16 protein-coding genes are annotated in these 16,103 nt (G+C 63.4%); 5 read left to right on the forward strand and 11 right to left on the reverse strand.

Annotated features, from left to right (window positions below; genetic code table 11):
• The first annotated feature begins 15 nt into the window (after positions 1-15).
• Positions 16-789 (forward strand): SDR family oxidoreductase, encoded by a 774-nt coding sequence (locus Q0601_RS06935; RefSeq protein ID WP_305288549.1) that lies wholly within the window; start codon positions 16-18, stop codon positions 787-789.
• Positions 790-842: 53 nt separating this feature from the next.
• Here the strand turns inward: Q0601_RS06935 and Q0601_RS06940 are convergent, their stop codons facing one another.
• Positions 843-1,910 carry a sulfotransferase gene (locus Q0601_RS06940; protein WP_305288551.1) on the reverse strand — a complete coding sequence of 356 codons (1,068 nt, stop codon included), beginning with the start codon at positions 1,908-1,910 and terminating at the stop codon, positions 843-845.
• The gene (locus Q0601_RS06945; RefSeq protein WP_305288552.1) at positions 1,907-2,497 is read right to left on the reverse strand and encodes a TetR/AcrR family transcriptional regulator; all 591 of its coding nucleotides are present in this window, start codon (positions 2,495-2,497) and stop codon (positions 1,907-1,909) included. Before Q0601_RS06945 ends, Q0601_RS06940 begins: the two co-directional genes overlap by 4 nt.
• A gap of 91 nt (positions 2,498-2,588) precedes the next feature.
• Between Q0601_RS06945 and Q0601_RS06950 the strand changes: the two genes are divergently transcribed.
• The 4 genes from Q0601_RS06950 to Q0601_RS06965 are packed head-to-tail and all read left to right on the forward strand — an operon-like array spanning position 2,589 to position 6,563.
• Positions 2,589-3,575, forward strand: a complete 987-nt coding sequence (locus tag Q0601_RS06950) for a 3-oxoacyl-[acyl-carrier-protein] synthase III C-terminal domain-containing protein (protein ID WP_305288554.1) — start codon at positions 2,589-2,591, stop codon at positions 3,573-3,575.
• On the forward strand, positions 3,575-4,507 hold the full coding sequence (locus Q0601_RS06955; RefSeq protein ID WP_305288556.1) for an NAD-dependent epimerase/dehydratase family protein: 933 nt from the start codon (positions 3,575-3,577) through the stop codon (positions 4,505-4,507). Before Q0601_RS06950 ends, Q0601_RS06955 begins: the two co-directional genes overlap by 1 nt.
• Positions 4,495-5,277: an MBL fold metallo-hydrolase gene (locus Q0601_RS06960; protein ID WP_305288558.1), complete on the forward strand. Its 783-nt coding sequence runs from the start codon at positions 4,495-4,497 to the stop codon at positions 5,275-5,277. The genes Q0601_RS06955 and Q0601_RS06960 overlap by 13 nt, the downstream gene beginning before the upstream one ends.
• The gene (locus tag Q0601_RS06965; protein ID WP_305288559.1) at positions 5,274-6,563 is read left to right on the forward strand and encodes a F390 synthetase-related protein; all 1,290 of its coding nucleotides are present in this window, start codon (positions 5,274-5,276) and stop codon (positions 6,561-6,563) included. Before Q0601_RS06960 ends, Q0601_RS06965 begins: the two co-directional genes overlap by 4 nt.
• A 218-nt stretch (positions 6,564-6,781) precedes the next feature.
• Here the strand turns inward: Q0601_RS06965 and Q0601_RS06970 are convergent, their stop codons facing one another.
• The 9 genes from Q0601_RS06970 to Q0601_RS07010 all read right to left on the reverse strand — a co-directional run bounded on the left by Q0601_RS06970 (position 6,782) and on the right by Q0601_RS07010 (position 16,095).
• Complete coding sequence (locus tag Q0601_RS06970; RefSeq protein ID WP_305288562.1) at positions 6,782-9,085, reverse strand: xanthine dehydrogenase family protein molybdopterin-binding subunit; 2,304 nt, start codon at positions 9,083-9,085, stop codon at positions 6,782-6,784.
• Positions 9,082-9,540, reverse strand: a complete 459-nt coding sequence (locus Q0601_RS06975; RefSeq protein WP_305288564.1) for a (2Fe-2S)-binding protein — start codon at positions 9,538-9,540, stop codon at positions 9,082-9,084. The genes Q0601_RS06970 and Q0601_RS06975 overlap by 4 nt, the downstream gene beginning before the upstream one ends.
• 310 nt (positions 9,541-9,850) lie before the next feature.
• A complete protein-coding gene (locus Q0601_RS06980; RefSeq protein ID WP_305288566.1) occupies positions 9,851-10,459 on the reverse strand; it encodes a DapH/DapD/GlmU-related protein in 609 nt (202 codons plus the stop codon).
• A gap of 94 nt (positions 10,460-10,553) precedes the next feature.
• A complete protein-coding gene (gene phnE / locus Q0601_RS06985) occupies positions 10,554-11,369 on the reverse strand; it encodes a phosphonate ABC transporter, permease protein PhnE (RefSeq protein ID WP_305288568.1) in 816 nt (271 codons plus the stop codon).
• The gene (gene phnE / locus Q0601_RS06990) at positions 11,369-12,274 is read right to left on the reverse strand and encodes a phosphonate ABC transporter, permease protein PhnE (protein ID WP_305288570.1); all 906 of its coding nucleotides are present in this window, start codon (positions 12,272-12,274) and stop codon (positions 11,369-11,371) included. The genes phnE (Q0601_RS06985) and phnE (Q0601_RS06990) overlap by 1 nt, the downstream gene beginning before the upstream one ends.
• 82 nt (positions 12,275-12,356) lie before the next feature.
• Positions 12,357-13,259, reverse strand: a complete 903-nt coding sequence (gene phnD / locus Q0601_RS06995; RefSeq protein ID WP_305288572.1) for a phosphonate ABC transporter substrate-binding protein — start codon at positions 13,257-13,259, stop codon at positions 12,357-12,359.
• Positions 13,260-13,275: 16 nt separating this feature from the next.
• Positions 13,276-14,082 carry a phosphonate ABC transporter ATP-binding protein gene (gene phnC / locus Q0601_RS07000; RefSeq protein ID WP_305288574.1) on the reverse strand — a complete coding sequence of 269 codons (807 nt, stop codon included), beginning with the start codon at positions 14,080-14,082 and terminating at the stop codon, positions 13,276-13,278.
• A 77-nt stretch (positions 14,083-14,159) separates the two neighbouring features.
• Positions 14,160-15,356 carry an alpha-D-ribose 1-methylphosphonate 5-triphosphate diphosphatase gene (locus Q0601_RS07005; RefSeq protein WP_305288576.1) on the reverse strand — a complete coding sequence of 399 codons (1,197 nt, stop codon included), beginning with the start codon at positions 15,354-15,356 and terminating at the stop codon, positions 14,160-14,162.
• Complete coding sequence (locus tag Q0601_RS07010) at positions 15,343-16,095, reverse strand: phosphonate C-P lyase system protein PhnL (protein ID WP_305288578.1); 753 nt, start codon at positions 16,093-16,095, stop codon at positions 15,343-15,345. The genes Q0601_RS07005 and Q0601_RS07010 overlap by 14 nt, the downstream gene beginning before the upstream one ends.
• Between the last annotated feature and the right edge of the window lie 8 nt (positions 16,096-16,103).

A 16,103-nucleotide genomic window follows, 5' to 3' on the forward strand; every position in this document is an offset into this window, starting at 1 on the left:
AAGGAAGCGGACGTCATGACCGATCACAGTATCAAGGGTAAGACCGTCATCATCGCCGGCGGCGCAAAGAATCTTGGCCAGCTGATCGCGCGCGACCTTGCCGGGCACGGCGCAAAGGCAATCGCGATCCACTATAACAGCGCCGCCACGAAGGCAGATGCCGATGCGACGATAGCGGCAATCAAAGCCGCCGGAGCCGAAGCGGTCGCCTTTCAGGCGGATCTTACGACCGCTGGCGCGATGGAAAAGCTGTTCGCCGACGTCGTGGCCGCTGTCGGCAGGCCGGATATCGCCATAAACACCGTCGGCAAGGTGTTGAAGAAACCCATGCTCGACATCTCGGAAGCCGAATATGACGAGATGAGCGCGGTCAATGCGAAATCCGCCTTCTTCTTCCTTAAAGAGGCCGGCAAACATGTCAACGACAACGGCAAAATCTGCACATTGGTGACCTCGCTGCTTGGGGCTTTCACGCCATTTTACGCTGCCTATGCAGGCACCAAGGCGCCGGTGGAACATTTCACCCGCGCGGCGTCCAAGGAGTTTGGCGAGCGCGGCATCTCGGTGACAGCGATCGGCCCCGGGCCAATGGATACGCCATTCTTCTATCCTGCCGAGGGCGATGACGCAGTCGCGTATCACAAAACAGCGGCTGCGCTGTCGAAATTCTCGAAAACCGGCTTGACCGATATCGAGGATATCGTTCCCTATATCCGCTTCATGGTGTCGGAAGGCTGGTGGATGACCGGCCAGACCATCCTCGTCAATGGCGGCTATACGACGAAATAGAGGATCGCCCTCCCTCCCGCCGCGCCTGACGAATAGCGGGAGGCTTTCCCGGATTATCGGGCTATGGGCGTCAGGCTCGCGGTAAATTCCGCAAGCGCGGCCTCGCCCGGCGCACATGCCTGTGCAAGTTCGTCACGCTCGACAGAACCAAGCAACGCCAATCGCGAAGGGCGGCGTTCCGGCAACTGCGCTGCCCGGTCGAGCCAGACGGCAGGCGCGTCGCATCCAAGATAGGCGACCAGTGCCTTGATCCACAAAACCGGGTCGCGGCACAGATCCTCGTATCGCAGGATCAGCGGCTGCGCACCGCCAAGACCCGCCAATCCGCGAATGGTGATTGCCGACCAGAACTCCCCGGTCTGAGCCAGCGTCGGGCGGCGCGAGATGATGCGGCGCACCCCGGACGAACCAGCCAGGGCGGCGATCAGGGGCCACAGGGCGCCGCGACCGAAATGGCGGTCGGGGTGCAACAAGTCGATGCCCAGAAACCCCAACCGGCGCCAGCACCAGATGGCAAGCCGCGCCGCCGGATAATCGCGCATGGACAGCGTCGTCTCGGGGCCATTGCGGGTCAGCAGGACCAGCGCCGCGTCAGGAAACATGCTGCGCAGCGTCTTTGCGGCAACCAGTGAACCGCCCGAACGCTCGACCCAGATCTCGCGGCCTCCCAGTTGCCGGGCAAGCTCCTTGAACAGCGCCCGGTAATGGTCGGCAAGCGTCGCGCGCGGCGCGGCGGCAAGACGTGCCGCCAGCGTATCGAACAGGGCATCAGGATCATCGCAAAGATGCGGAAGGGTGACAGCCAGGATCGGCGGACAATGCCAGGGATCATGCGCCGAGCCGGCCATGCACCCATACAGAAACTCGCCCGGGGCGGCATCCGGGTTGGCCACTTGCGACATGGCGGCAGAGGGCATGGCGAGATGCGACCAGAAACGCGCCCCGTTCAGAACGGCGGGGCGAAACGCATTGTGCCCGGCCGCGGCGAACAGCTCGGACACCGACAGGACCGCCGGATGCTGCCGCAGGATGTTCGACACCAGCGTCGAGCCGCAACGGGCCGAGCCAAGAAGCAGCGCAGCCCGCATCGAAGACGCCGCCTCACCGGTCAGCAAGGTCATTCGGCACCGGCCCGGATAGAGGCGATCATACGCTCGACCGCCGCATGGGCCAGATCCATCGGCTTCTGCCGGGTGATCAGATCCAGCCGCTCGATGGCGGCCAGCGCGACGATGCCATGCACGGACAGCAAAAGCTGTTCGGCCAGCAGGCGAGGATCGCCCTTCGGTTCAAGCGCCGTGATCGGCTGGGCAATGCGGTCGATCAGGCCGTCGATCTGCGCCAGATACCAGTCGGGAAAGACGCCCGTTATCCGTGGCCCCTCGAAGAAGGCGCGCCAGACCGCGCGGCGGTCCAGCATGAAGCCGACATAGACTTCGGCCAGCGCAAGCAGCCGGGCCCGCGGCTCGCTGTCGCCGACGCCATCCACCAATCGCGCCAGATCGACCAGCGCCTGCCGGTTCACCTCTTGCAGCACTCCGCTCATGCCGTCGAACAGGTTGTAGATGGTGCCGGGTGTCGTCCTGACCGATTTCGCCAGCGCACGCGCGGTCAGCGCAGTCGGGCCGCCTTCTTCCAGCAGCAGCTTGGCAGCCTTGATGACCTGAATTCGCAGGGTGTCGTGATTGTATTGTCTGGGTCTGGCCATGGGATTCCTGAACAATGTTCAAAAATATTCTTGACAGATCGGGGAAGCCTTGTCAACGTTAGTGAACGCTGTTCAATAATGGTGCCGAAAGATGTTATTCAACAACCTTACAATCACCGGAACCGGCAGCTATCTGCCGCGCCGGGTCCTGCGCTCGACCGAAATCGACAGCCAGATGGGCTGGCTCCCGGGCACATGCGAGAAGCGTTACGGGATCGCCGCCCGTCATGTTGCGGATGCCGGGGAAACCACCTCGTTCATGGCGGCGCAGGCGGCATTGCAGGCAATGGAGATGGCCGGCTGCGCGCCCGGGGATCTGGACATGCTCCTTGGCGCCTGTGGCGTCATGGAGCAGCCCATCCCTTCGACGGCGGCGCTGGTGCAGGACCGATTGGGGCTGGGCCGTTCGGGGATCGCGGCCTTCGATGTGAACGCCACCTGCCTGAGCTTCCTGCAAGCACTGGATCTGGCGGCAATGCAGATCAGGCTTGGCCGGGCGCGGCGTGTGCTGGTGTTCTCGTCGGACATCGCCTCGGTCGGACTGGATTGGAGCCATCCCGAAGCGGCGGCCATCTTCGGCGATGGCGCGGCGGCGGCGGTGATCGAGGCGGGGGGCGACGGCGCGGTGCTGGCCCATGACTTCCGTACCTATGCGCATGGCCGCGACGCCTGCGTGCTGGCGGCAGGGGGAACCCGGGTCAATCCGGCACGCGGCATCGGTCCGGGTCAGGACCGCTTTCATATGGATGGCAGCAGGGCCTTCAGGATTGCCTCGCGCTATCTGCCCCGCTTCATGCAAAGATTGTTGCAGGCGGCCGGGGTCGAACTTGACGCGGTCGGCTGCGTCGTGCCGCATCAGGCCAGCGCGCAGGCCCTGCAGCATGCCGTCCGCAACCTGTGGCTCCGACCCGAGCGGGTCATCGACATCTTTGCCCGGATCGGCAACCAGATCGCCGCCTCGATCCCGACGGCTCTGGATCATGCGGTCCGCTCGGGGCGGCTGCGGCGGGGCGATACGGCCCTGCTGGTCGGGACCTCGGCCGGAATTTCGATCGGCGGCATGATGGTGCGGTTCTGATGCGGGCGCTGGTGACAGGGGCCAGCGGCTGCCTTGGCCGGGCACTGGTCGAGCAGCTGGAAACGCATGGCTGGAAGATCGCGACCACCGCCCGGCGACCCGTCGACCTGCCCGGCTTTCGCGCCGCCGATCTGATCACAGCCGATCTTGCCCCGCTGGTTGACGACAGCGACGTGGTCTTCCACTGTGCGGCGCTAAGTTCGGCATGGGGCAGCAAAGCGCAGTTTCATGCGGCCAATGTGCAGGCAACCGGGCGCCTGATCGCCGCCGCCGAACGGGGCGGAGTCAAACGCTTCGTATTCGCCTCTTCACCCAGCATCTATGCCGACGGGAGCGACCGGCTGAACTTGTCCGAGGATGCGGCACTGCCGCAGCGGCCGCTGTCTTTCTATGCCGAAAGCAAGCGCCTGGCCGAGCAGATGGTGCTGGCCCATTGCGGAAACATGCACTGCACGGCGATCCGCCCGCGCGCCATCTATGGCCGCCATGACCGGGCACTGCTGCCGCGCGTGATCGACGCCCTGCGGCATGGCCGCGTGCCGATGATCCGTGGCGGCCGGGCACTGATCGACCTGACGCATCGCCATGACGCGGCGCGGGCAATGATCCTGGCCGCCTCCGGTCCGCATGGCGGAGTCTGGAATATCACATCGGGGGAGACATTCCAGTTCCGCGAACTGGTCGCGATGATCGCCCAGCGTGGCGGATTGCCTCTGCGCACCCTGCCGCTGCCGCATGGTATGGCCCGCGGGATCGCCGCGCTTTCGGAACGCATCGCCCGGGCGCGAAACGGACCCGAGCCGCGGCTGACCTTGCAGGCCGTCGCCTCGCTGGGCAGCAGTCTGACACTGGACATTTCAGCCGCCCGCCGGGATCTGGGCTATCGGCCACGTGTCGATTTTGCGGAAGGAGCAGCCGAATGCTTCGCCTGAAGACGCTGCGGATCGGCGAGTGCCGCGCACCCGCATGGGCGGCGGGCCTTCCCGGCCTGCGCGGCACGACATTTCCCGCGCTTGCAACATTGATCGAGACGGACAGCGCCCGCGTTCTGATCGATAGCGGCTATGGCCCGGCCTTCTTCACCGCGACCCGGGACTTTCCGGCGCGGCTCTATCGCTGGCTGACGCCGGTATATCTGCCCCGGTCCCGGCATCTGCCGGACCAGTTGCCGCGATTGCCGGATCTGGTCTTCCTGACCCATATGCATGCCGATCACAGCGCAGGGCTGATCGATCTGCCCAGGAATATTCCCGTCATCGCTTCCGCCGAGGCAATCGCAGATCTGCGGGCTCGTGGCGATCTGTCCAGTCTCGGCGCCGCCTGCCCGCCAGGGCTGCGCGACGCCATATTGACCCGCAACCCGCAACCGGTCGAGAGAGGGCCGCAGATTGCAACCGGGCTGGAAGAATTTCCGCTGGGCCACGACCTTCTTGGCGACAAGCGCCTGATCGCCATTCCCCTGCCCGGCCACGGCACCGGCCAGACCGGCATCTGGATTCCTGAGATCGCGCGCTTCCTGATCGCCGACGCCGCCTTTGGCCGCCGCTCACTGCGCGAAAACCGGCTGCCACCCGGCGTCGTGCTGTCACGCCTGGGCGATGCGACCCGCTATCGGCAGACCTTCGCCCGGCTGCGCACGCTGCTGCAGCGCCGTCCGGATATCACTGTTGATCCCTCGCATTGCCCCGAGGTGACCGGATGAGCTTGTCCGCTTTCCTGCACACGCGCTATGGCCGCGGCTTCGCCTCGCGTGATGAGATCGAGGCACATCACGATGCGGCCTTTCGGCGGTTCCGGGCAAAGGTCATGCCCCGTTCTCCCTTCTATCGCGACATGACCGGGCTGCCGCTGGCGCAACTGCCGCGCATGAACAAGGCCCGGCTGATGGCGGAATTTTCGGCCATCAATACCTGCGGCATAGATCGCGATCAGGCCATGCAGATCGCCCTGCGCGCCGAAACCAGCCGGGATTTCAGCCCGCTGATCGGGGGGGTTTCGGTTGGTCTGTCCACCGGCACATCCGGGCAGCGGGGCCTGTTCCTGGCGACACCCGGCGAAAGGCGGCTATGGGCGGCAATCATGCTGGGCCGCTACTGGCCGCAATTGTGGCGGCGTCAACGCGTGGCCTTCTTCATGCGCGCCGACAATGCACTGTATCGCAGCATGTCGAACCTTCTGGTCCGGTTCGAATTCTTCGACCTGCTCGCCTCGTTCGACGAGCATCTGTCACGTCTCGCCGCGCTCGATCCGACCGTCCTTGTTGCGCCCGCACAGGTTCTGGCGGCCCTTGCGCGACAGCATATCGCCGGCCGTATCGCCCTGTCGCCGCGGCGGATCATCTCGGTCGCCGAAACGCTGTCACCCGACGATGCCACGCTGATCCGCCACGCCTTCGGCAACGGCGCCGATCAGGTCTATCAGGCGACCGAAGGCGTGCTGGCCATGACCTGTCCCCAGGGTCAGCTGCATCTGAACGAGCGCTGGCTGCGCGTCGACCGCGATGTGATCGATCCGGCCACCGGCGCGTTCTGCCCGATCATCCACGACTTCACGCGCAAGAGCCTGCCGATCCTGAATTACCGGCTGGACGACGTTCTGATCCCCGATCCCACCCCTTGCGCCTGCGGCTGCGCCAGCCAGCGCATCGCCCGGATCGAAGGCCGCGAAGATGATATCCTGTGGTGGGATTCGGCGCAGGGCCCGCGCCTGATCACCTCCGAGGCGATCCGCACCACCATCGCTTGCTTGCCGCAGAAACTGCGTGACTACGGGATCGTTCAACGCGGCAACGCGCTGCATATCTGGCTGGATGGCGCCGAGGTAGGCGCCGAAAACGCGCTGCGCGACCAATTATTGAATCTGGGGAGCCGTTTGAAGTGTCGCCCGCCGGAATTCGTCTTCCATACCGGTTCGCCACCCGAGACCGGCGCGAAAAGGCGCCGAATCAGGGTCGAGAAAGACCCGCATACCGATGAGCTTCAGACTTAAAACGAAATATCCGCTTTTAAAGAACCAAAGCCAGCCGGTTTTGTCGCACAGATCGACTGATGATTCACCTTGCGGACCGGGATGATCACCGAAACTCATGGACAGTTGGCCTGTCACAAAGGCCAAGTTCCCGAACTGAACCACCTGCAATGGCAAGGTGGTTGCGGAAAGGAAATTATCCCTTTCCGCAACCAGTCCCCCTTACGCCGCCCTGCAGATCAGACGAACTGATCGCGGATAGGCAGCGCGCGGATGCGCTTGCCGGTCGCCGCGAAAATCGCGTTCGTGATCGCCGGAGCAACCGGAGGCAAACCGGGTTCCCCGACCCCACCCAGAGGCGAGTCATAATCAAGCGACGGGACTAGATGCGTGTGGATCTCAACCGGCGATGCATCGATACGGGTCAGTTCGAACCCATCGAAATTCGACTGCTCGGGCACGCCGTCCTTGAACGAGATCTCGCCAAGCGTGGCAAGACTCACTCCCTGAACAACAGCCCCTTCCAATTGCGCGCGCACACGGTCCGCCGAGATGATCGCCCCGCAATCGAACGCGATATCTACCCGCGGGAAGATCAGGCCCCCATCCCTGACCTCGACCTCGACGACAACGGCGGTATAGCTGACGAAACTGTGATGCGCCGCCAGCCCCAATCCCCTGCCTTCAGGCAAATCGCGGCCCCATCCGGCGGCTTCGGTCGCAGCTTCGATGACCTTACGCAGCCGGGCCGTGTCATAGGGATAAAGTTCCGGGTCCTCGCCATAGACTGCCGTGTCGTTCATCGCGGCACGGCTGATCTCGCGGTCAGGGCCCAGCAGTTCCAGAAGATATTCCTTGTGATCCCGGCCCGCAGCAGCCGCAAGCTCCGCCGCGAAACTCTGCACGGCAAAGGCATGCGGGATATTATAGACCGATCTGAACCACCCGATGCGGGTATGGGCTGCGGCTTCCGGGTTCTCGACACGCAGATTCGGGATATCGAACGGGTTGTCCACCGCCCCCATCCCCAGTTCGCCCGCCGATTGATGGACGACATCCGGCTCGAATGTCGAGCCGATACTCGGTGCCACCGTCCGATGCAGCCATGCCACAGTCTTGCCGTTTTCATCCAGCCCGCCCTCAAGGCGCTCTACCGAAACCGTGTGGAAGAAATCATGCTGGATGTCGTCTTCCCGCGTGAAGGTCAGCTTGACCGGACGACCATCGAGGGCTTTCGAAATGATCGCCGCCTCGCTGGCATAGTCCGGCTTGGATTTGCGCCCGAAGCCGCCACCCAGCAGCATGGAATGGACGACCGCGTTTTCCGGCGCAAGCTCAAACCGCTTCATCAGGTCGGTACGCAGCGCCTCGGGGGCCTGAACGCTGGTCCAGACCTCGCATTTTCCATCGGCGAAACGGGCCGTCGCGGAAGGCGGCTCCATCGACGCATGGGCGAGATGGGGCAGATAATAGGATGCCGAAATCCGCTCTGCCGCATCGGCCAAAGCGGCATCCACATCGCCATCGTTCCGCATGACCTCGCCCGGTTGTTCCGAGGCGGCTTCAAGCGTTTTCCGGTATTCGGCGGAATCGTAGCTTTGGTTGTCGCCGGCATCCCATTCGATTTCCAGAAGCAGACGCGCCTTGTTCGCGGCGAAAGTATTTTCCGCGACCACGGCAATGCCGCCAAGCGGCAGGAAGGCCGAGGGAATGTCGGGTGAATCGATTTCGAGAATCTCGATCACGCCCGGGACCTTGCGCGCTTCGGTATCGTCATAGCTTTTGACCTTGCCGCCATAGACGGGCGGACGGGCGATAACGGCATAGACCAGCCCGTCAAGCTGCTTGTCGATCCCGTAAATCGGCTTGCCCGTGGTGATATCCAGATTATCGACGTTATTGACGTCCTTGCCGATATGCTGGAAATCCTCGGGCGCCTTGAACACAAGATCTTCGGCCGCCGGAACATCGCGTTCCGCCGCCGCGCGCGCCAGTTCTCCGAAACCGAAACTGCGGTCGCTATTGGCATGCGTCACCTGATGTCCGCTTGCCCGCACCTCGTCCGCCGGCACGTCCCAGCGTGACGCCGCCTCTTGTTCCAGCATCGTCCGGGCGGCAGCGCCGATCCGGCGCAATGCCTGGAAATGGTGGCGCATGCTGCGGGAACCGTCGGTGTTCTGGTTGCCGTACAGGTCCTGATTTCCCGGCGCCTGCTCTACCCTGATCCGGGTCGGGTCGGCCTCCAGTTCATCGGCGATGACCGTGGCCCAGCCGGTGCGGACCCCCTGCCCCATCTCGGCGCGGTTGCACAGCAGACGAACGGTGCCATCCTCTTCAATCGTCAGGAAGATCCGGGGATCGTCCTTGACCCCGCCGGGCATTCCCGCCCCGCCATAAAGCTTTTCCTCTTCCGCCGACGCGCGCCGCGGCAATTGCACGGAAAGCGCGAATGTTCCGGCGGCAAGGCCAAGCAATACACCGCGGCGACTGACATTCGTGACTCTCGCCCGCGCAGGATTCCGCCAAGTGACGTTGGTATTCATTGTCCCGCCCTTTCCGCTGCAAGTTTGATCGCCGCGCGGATCCGCGGATAGGTGCCACAGCGGCAGATATTGCCGCTCATGGATGCGTTTATATCCTCATCGCTGGGATCCGGCGTCTCGGACAAGAGCGATGCGGCCTGCATGATCTGCCCCGGCTGACAATAGCCGCATTGCGCCACGTTCAACTCGCGCCAGGCGACCTGCACGGGATGGTTCCCGTCTTCTGACAAACCCTCGATCGTCGTGACCTCTACCCCATCGAGATCGCTGACCCATGTCTGACAGGAACGCGCGGCCACGCCGTCCAGATGCACGGTGCAAGCACCGCAAAGACCCAGACCACAACCGAATTTGGTTCCGGGCATCCCTGCCAGATCGCGTAGATACCACAGTAACGGTGTCTCGGGATCTCCGTCAAAGACGTGTTTCGTTCCGTTAACGCTGAATTCCGCCATTCTCCCAACTCCTGATGCGGTGCCTGCCAAGCCGGGACACAGGTAATCTGCGTCACCAGCGGTTTAGGTGGGTAACAGGCATGCCGGTTCCGTCCGACATGCCACCGCTTCACCCGTCATGGGGACAGCCTGCCTTCGGGAATCCGGAATGTCTAGTTACAGGATTCCCGTGCTGGCTCTTGGACAGATCGGCACATCGCGGGAAATCCACATACATCTGGGACGGCGGATTGCCGTCGCGCATCGCGCGATCTCCTTATGAACGTATCACCGCCTATGGGTGGGAACGCGCCTCGGTTTCCCGGCGCCGTCAGCGATATTTCTCGATGAAGGCGTCGATGGGCAGGGCACGGATATCGGGAAGCGCGCTGGCCAGTTCCTGATGGGACCAGTCCCACCAGGCGATCTGTTGCAGCGCCTCGGCCTGCATTTCCGTGAAACGGCGACGGAGCGGGCGGGCGGGCACACCGCCGACGATGGTATAGGGGGCAACGTCCTTCGACACCACCGCGCCAGCGCCGATCACCGCACCATTGCCGACACTGACACCCGCCAGCACCGTCGCCCCGTGGCCGATCCAGACGTCATGCCCGATGCTGACCCAATGATCGCGGCGCCAGCGGAAAAATTCGTCATCGTCCTCACCTAGTCCGAACTGCGCCGCGCGATAGGTGAAATGATGCTGAGAGGCACGCCATGTCGGATGATTGCCCGGATTGATCCGCGCATCCTCGGCGATCGAGCAGAACTTGCCGATAGTGGACCAGATCACGTTACTGCCCGAGACAATATAGGAATAATCGCCAAGGCTGCTTTCGCGCATCGTCACATTGGCCTGCACCTCGGTCCAGCGGCCCAGTTGGCAATCCATCACCCGCGCAGAGGGATGGACATTCGGCGCCTCGTTCAGTTTCTTCATCTTTGCAGTTTTCCATTTGTGGATAAATCAACGGCCGATCCTGCCGCGCAGCATCGGATGCCGCTAATTCGACGGAATGAAGCCAGGCGGGGCCTCATGCCGAAGAGGGCCGGATCAGCCGCCGGCGGATCCATCCGGACAGCCCGTCGATCAGATAGACCATGGCGATAATCAGAATGATGATCGACCAGGTTTCGTCCCAGCGATAGGCGCCCATCCGGTCGGCCAGCAGAAAGCCGATCCCGCCTGCGCCCACGATCCCCAGAATGGTGCCCGAACGGACATTGGATTCGAAATTGTACAGCGTGATCGACATCAGGACCGGCATCACCTGCGGCAGCAAGCCGATGCGAATCCCCTGAACGACCGACCCGCCCGAAGCCTGAACGCCCTCGACCGGCCGGGACGATGTGTTCTCGATCGCCTCGGCATAAAGCTTGGCCAGCACACCGATCTCGCTGACCGCGATTGCCAGCACGCCTGCCAGCGGACCAAGGCCGAAGGCGCGGATGAAGATCAGCGCAAGAATCAGCGTCTCGAAAGCGCGGATCACATCGAAGCCGCGGCGCAGGCAGAAGCGCGGCCAGCCCATGCGATTGATCGTCCGCGCGCCCAGAAAGGACAAAGGAAAGGCCACCAGCGCACCCAGAAACGTGCCCAGAAAGGCCATTGCCAGCGTTTCGCCCAATCCTTGCAGGATTTGCGAAAACTCGCTCCATTCGGTCCACAGATGCGGCGGAAACATGAAGGACAACACATTTCCCAGCCGCCCCAGCCCCTGCCAGATCCGCTGTGGCGAAAAGCCGAAATCATAGAGGCACCAGCAGAACAGCACCACAAAGCCGATCCAGAACAGACGCTGGCGCAAGCGGGGCGGTCGGGGGAGTATGATCAGGGATGTGCCGGACATCAGGTGCCCTCCAGTCCGATGACGCGATGGCGCAACCGTTCCGACCCCCAGTCGATCAGGCAGACGGTAGCAAGAATTATCAGAAACAGCGCCGACAGGTCGGTATATTCCTGCAGGCTGACGGCGGTGCGCAGTTCCTGCCCCAGGCCGCCCGCGCCCACATAGCCGATGATCGAGGACGAACGGACATTGATCTCGAAGCGCAGCAGCGTATAGCTGAGCGTGTTCGGCAGCACCTGCGGGACCACGCCATAGCGCATCTGCTCAAACCAGGTTCCGCCCGCGGCACGCACGCCCTCGACAGGGCGCATATCCGCATTCTCGTTCGCCTCGGAATAGAGTTTACCAAGCGCACCTGCGCAATGCAGCGCGATTGCCAGCACACCCGCCATGGGTCCGACACCGAAGCAGAAGACGAAGATCAACGCCCAGACCAGATCCGGCACGGTGCGTGCGATCTCTAGGAAGCGGCGGGTGATCCATGTCAGCAGGGGCGACGGCGACAGGTTCCAGGCCGCAGGAAAAGACAGCAGAAATCCGGCCGCGACGCCAAGCGAGGTCGCCATGAAGGCGATCAGCAGCGTTTCAAGCAGCAGGTCGGCCCAGATCGGCCAACGCCAGAACCACTGGACCAGATCCGCATCCAGACTTGACCAGCTCAGGTCAGGGATGGTCTTGGCGACGTAATCACCCAGATTCGGCAGCCCGGCGAGCAGGATCCAGCGTTCCTCGCGAGAACCATCCGGCATGGTGATCTGGGTCACACGAAAGAAATTCGCCATATCCGTGATAACCCACAGGGCCATTGCCAGGATCGCCGCGACCAGCCAGAAGAACAGGCGCATACGGCGGCGGCGATTGCGGTAATCCGCCTCGAACGCGGCGAATGTGCAGGTTGCTGTCATGCGTTCCGACCGGGCAAAGCCCGCCTTTCATTGAATCGGTGATGGAGGCGGCGGCACCGCCTCCACCGGACCGGACATCCGGTCAGCTGCGGCGCTGGGATTTCAGCCATTCGCGCATGTCCACGATCCATTGATAACGGTCGTGATCCACCTCGACAAAGCCCTTCGCGGTGGCGACGTCACCCCCGCTGATCGACCGAAATGCCTCGGGCGCATCTTCGGGCGCGCGCAGATAGGCCTGTTTGATATCTTCGATCAGATCTTCGGGCAGATCGGTACGCACGGTAACCGGGCCGTTGGTGATCTCGGGCGATTCCCAGATCCAGCAGATTTCGCCCTCTTCGATCATGCCCTTCGAGACCATGCGCTGCGGAACGCCGTTCACCTCGTTGTTGATATTGGTCGCGGCGGCATCGAACTGACGGTTGACGACCCCCTGAACTGCGGCCTCATGGCTGCCCGAAAACGTCGTCGCACTGAAGAATGTGGACGGATCATAGCCTTGCTGCGCCAGATTATAGCTTGGCACGGCATAACCCGACGTCGAGTCCGGATCGGCAAAGGCCAGAACCTTGCCCTCCAGATCGTCAAGGCTGTCGTAACCGGCATCGCAGCGCACCGCGATGATCGAATAATAGCCGGTCGATCCGTCCTCCTCCTGCGAGGCGAGGATCGGGCGCACGCCACCCTCGGTCTCGGTCCAGGCGGCGGCATAGGCGGAAGAGCCAAGGCTGGCGAATTCGATCTGACCAGCGGCAAGCGCCTGCACGATACCGTCATAACTGCCGGCGGTATAGATCTCGACCTCGACGCCGAATGTCTCGGCCAGATAGGCCCGCCAGGGCTCCCATCGCGCCATGCGGTCGGCTTCGTTTTCGGACGAGGTCACGCCGATGCGCAGGATGCGGTAATCCTCGGTCCAGTCTTCGGCCATGACAGGCAGGGCCGCAGTCGTCAGCAGCAGAGTAACAACTAGGGTTTTCATGGGGTGCTCCGATAATTCAGGCCAGCTCCAGCCGGCGCAAGGATGTCGAGGTGACGGACTCGTCGATCTGACCCAGACCGTCGGTTCCATAAAGGTCGCGCACGACATCCGGTGTCAGCTGTCGGGCGGTTCCGTCGAACATGACCCGCCCCGCCCGCATCGCGACGATTCGGTCGCAATAAGCCCGGGCAGTGTCCAGGGTATGCAGGTTGACCAATACGGTCAGCCCGTCTTCGCGATTGATCCGGCGCAGGGCATCCATGACGCGGGTGGCGTTGCCGGGATCCAGGCTGGCGATGGGCTCATCCGCCAGCATGACATGCGGGCGCTGGACCAATGCGCGGGCGATGGCAACCCGCTGTTGCTGGCCGCCCGACAGGTTGCCTGCCCGCTCAAGCGCCTTATGCGCCATCCCCAGCCGATCCAGCGCATGAAAGGCCAGTTCCCGCTCGGAATCGCTGAAACGCATTGTCATGGACGAGATCAAGCCGTGATCGGCAATCCGTCCGACTAGCACATTGGTCAGCACATCCAGCCTGTCGACCAGATTGAACTGCTGGAAGATCATCGCGCAATCGCGCCGCCATTGCCGCAGCGCGCGCCCGCGCAGCCCGGTGATCTCGCGGCTGCCGAAGTGGATGCCGCCCTCGCTGCGCTCAACCAACCGGTTGATCAGCCGCAGCAGCGTGGATTTTCCGGCTCCCGACGGGCCGATGATGCCGACGAACTGGCCCGCCGGAATATCAAGCGAAACCCGGTCCACCGCCCGCGTATCGCCAAAGCGGCAACAAATGCCGTCAAGGGAAAGCATGTTCTGTTCCATGCAAGCAGTTTCTTCCGGTTCTGCGACGATCAGATATCGTCCGAATGAATTTTTGACGACGATTTCGGCAGCGAAGGTCAGGATGCCGTTTCAAATTCGGCAGTAACGACCTGCGGCTGGTGGTGCAGGCTGCCATCGGAAAAGATGAACCGCCCGCCCCGCAGCGTCGCCCGCACATGACCGATACCTTCGTCGCTGGCGACCACCAGATCGGCACGCTTGCCGATCTCGATACTGCCGCGATCGGGCAATCCCAATGCGCGCGCCGCATTGGCCGAGGACAGCCGCGCCGCGCCAGCCAGCCCGTCAGGATCGGTTCCCGCCAGTTCCAGCACCGCCGGCAGCATGGCGGACGGGTGGTAATCCGAAGCCAGAATGTCCAGCAGCCCGTGACTATGCGCCTCGCGCGCCGAGAGATTGCCCGAATAACTTTGCCCGCGCAGCGCGTTCGGGGCCCCCATCGCCGTAGCCAGCCCATGGGCACGGGCTTCGCGCGCGGCATCCTCGGTCACCGGAAACTCGCTGATCGACACGCCGAGATCGGCCATCATGGCCACCTTTTCGATCGTGTCGTCGTCATGGCTGGCCAACCCCACCCCATGCGCGCGACAGGTCGCGGAAATCGCCGCCAGCGTCGCCGCAAGTTCCTCGGCCGGGCGGGTCCGCTCGGCGATGCGCAGGGTAACGGCATCCGTGGCCTCGGCCTCGGACAGTCCTTTTTCCCGCATGGTCCGCTGGATCACCCGTTCCAGATCGCGATACTGGCCCTGTCCGGGGGTGTGATCGGTCAGCGAAATCAGCGAGACATGGCCTTCTGCGATCAGTGCCCCGATCACCTCAAGCGCCTTGGGAAAGGTAATCTCGAAACGCGCATGGACACGGTGATCCACAAGAAGATCGTCGCGCATTGCATTCAGCGCCCGGATCACCCCGCTGGTGTGGTCATAGCTGCGCAGATGCCCGTAGGTCGAAGACGGGCTAAAGGACAGCGCGGCATAAGCCGTGGTGAATCCCGACCCGGCCAGCTTGCGGTCCAGATCGCGCAAGCCCAGTTCCATCGGCATCCTGACGCTTGGGCGCGGTTCGATCTCGCGTTCGATCATGTCGCCATGCATGTCGATGAAGCCGGGCAGCAGCAGCAGACCGTCGCCCCGGATGGCAGCGCCGGGCACCGCGCGATCGGCCAGTTCGACGATCGCCCCGTTCTCGATACGGACCGAGCCGGTCGGCAGCACCCGGTCCGGCAACACCACCCGAAAATCACTTAGCCACATTACTGGTCTCCTTGCTGTCAAGATTCAGTTCGGCATCGATCAGCCCGGCAACATCGCCCGGATGGTGAAAGACGCCGATCATCGCCACGCCCTGCGCCTTCAGCGCCGCCAGGCGCCGCACCAGTGCCGCCCGTGCGCCCGCATCCAGCGAGGCGGTCGGCTCATCCAGCAGCAGCAACCGCTGCGGCAGGATCAGCGCGCGGGCCAGATTGACCTTTTGCTGCTCGCCCCCGGAAAAGGTCGAGGGATAGGCCGCCCATAGCTCGCGCTTGACGCCGAATTCGGCCAGTGCGGCCCGCGCGACAGCCAGCGCCCCGGCGGCGGGCCGCCCGGCAAGGCGCAGCGGTTCGGCAACCAGATCCTCGGCCGGGACGCGCGGGCGGGCGTTCAGGAACTGGGTGACAAACCCGATCTCGCGCCGCCGCAGCAGCGCCACATCGACATCGGCGGCGCGGGCAAGATCGATCCGCCCTTCTGCGGTGTTCAGCCAGACATGACCCGCCTGCGGCAGATAGCTGCGGTAAAGCGTGCGCAGCAGCGTCGACTTTCCGGCACCGTTATGGCCGGTCAGCAACAGGAACTGCCCCGGCATTATCCGGAAACCGATCCCCGAAAAGGCATCCAGCCGCTGCCCCAGATGATGCATGTCGAAATGCTTGGCCAGCCCTTCGACCTCGATCACGGGCAGGTTCGGCGCAAGGCTTGCAGAGGCGGCGGGCATGGCGGTTTGGACGGTCATTTTCAGCC

Origin of the sequence: Paracoccus wurundjeri (assembly GCF_030678915.1) — a bacterium.
GTDB lineage: Bacteria > Pseudomonadota > Alphaproteobacteria > Rhodobacterales > Rhodobacteraceae > Paracoccus > Paracoccus onubensis_A.

Coding starts and splice junctions, on each gene's coding strand:
- Q0601_RS06950 (WP_305288554.1), top strand. CDS start 2,589: ATGTTATTCAACAACCTTACAATCACCGGAACCGGCAGCTATCTGCCG.
- Q0601_RS06940 (WP_305288551.1), bottom strand. CDS start 1,910: ATGACCTTGCTGACCGGTGAGGCGGCGTCTTCGATGCGGGCTGCGCTG.
- Q0601_RS06980 (WP_305288566.1), bottom strand. CDS start 10,459: ATGAAGAAACTGAACGAGGCGCCGAATGTCCATCCCTCTGCGCGGGTG.
- Q0601_RS07010 (WP_305288578.1), bottom strand. CDS start 16,095: ATGACCGTCCAAACCGCCATGCCCGCCGCCTCTGCAAGCCTTGCGCCG.
- Q0601_RS07005 (WP_305288576.1), bottom strand. CDS start 15,356: ATGTGGCTAAGTGATTTTCGGGTGGTGTTGCCGGACCGGGTGCTGCCG.
- Q0601_RS06970 (WP_305288562.1), bottom strand. CDS start 9,085: ATGAATACCAACGTCACTTGGCGGAATCCTGCGCGGGCGAGAGTCACG.
- Q0601_RS06960 (WP_305288558.1), top strand. CDS start 4,495: ATGCTTCGCCTGAAGACGCTGCGGATCGGCGAGTGCCGCGCACCCGCA.
- Q0601_RS06935 (WP_305288549.1), top strand. CDS start 16: ATGACCGATCACAGTATCAAGGGTAAGACCGTCATCATCGCCGGCGGC.
- Q0601_RS06955 (WP_305288556.1), top strand. CDS start 3,575: ATGCGGGCGCTGGTGACAGGGGCCAGCGGCTGCCTTGGCCGGGCACTG.
- Q0601_RS06975 (WP_305288564.1), bottom strand. CDS start 9,540: ATGGCGGAATTCAGCGTTAACGGAACGAAACACGTCTTTGACGGAGAT.
- phnE (WP_305288570.1), bottom strand. CDS start 12,274: ATGACAGCAACCTGCACATTCGCCGCGTTCGAGGCGGATTACCGCAAT.
- Q0601_RS06965 (WP_305288559.1), top strand. CDS start 5,274: ATGAGCTTGTCCGCTTTCCTGCACACGCGCTATGGCCGCGGCTTCGCC.
- phnC (WP_305288574.1), bottom strand. CDS start 14,082: ATGGAACAGAACATGCTTTCCCTTGACGGCATTTGTTGCCGCTTTGGC.
- phnD (WP_305288572.1), bottom strand. CDS start 13,259: ATGAAAACCCTAGTTGTTACTCTGCTGCTGACGACTGCGGCCCTGCCT.
- Q0601_RS06945 (WP_305288552.1), bottom strand. CDS start 2,497: ATGGCCAGACCCAGACAATACAATCACGACACCCTGCGAATTCAGGTC.
- phnE (WP_305288568.1), bottom strand. CDS start 11,369: ATGTCCGGCACATCCCTGATCATACTCCCCCGACCGCCCCGCTTGCGC.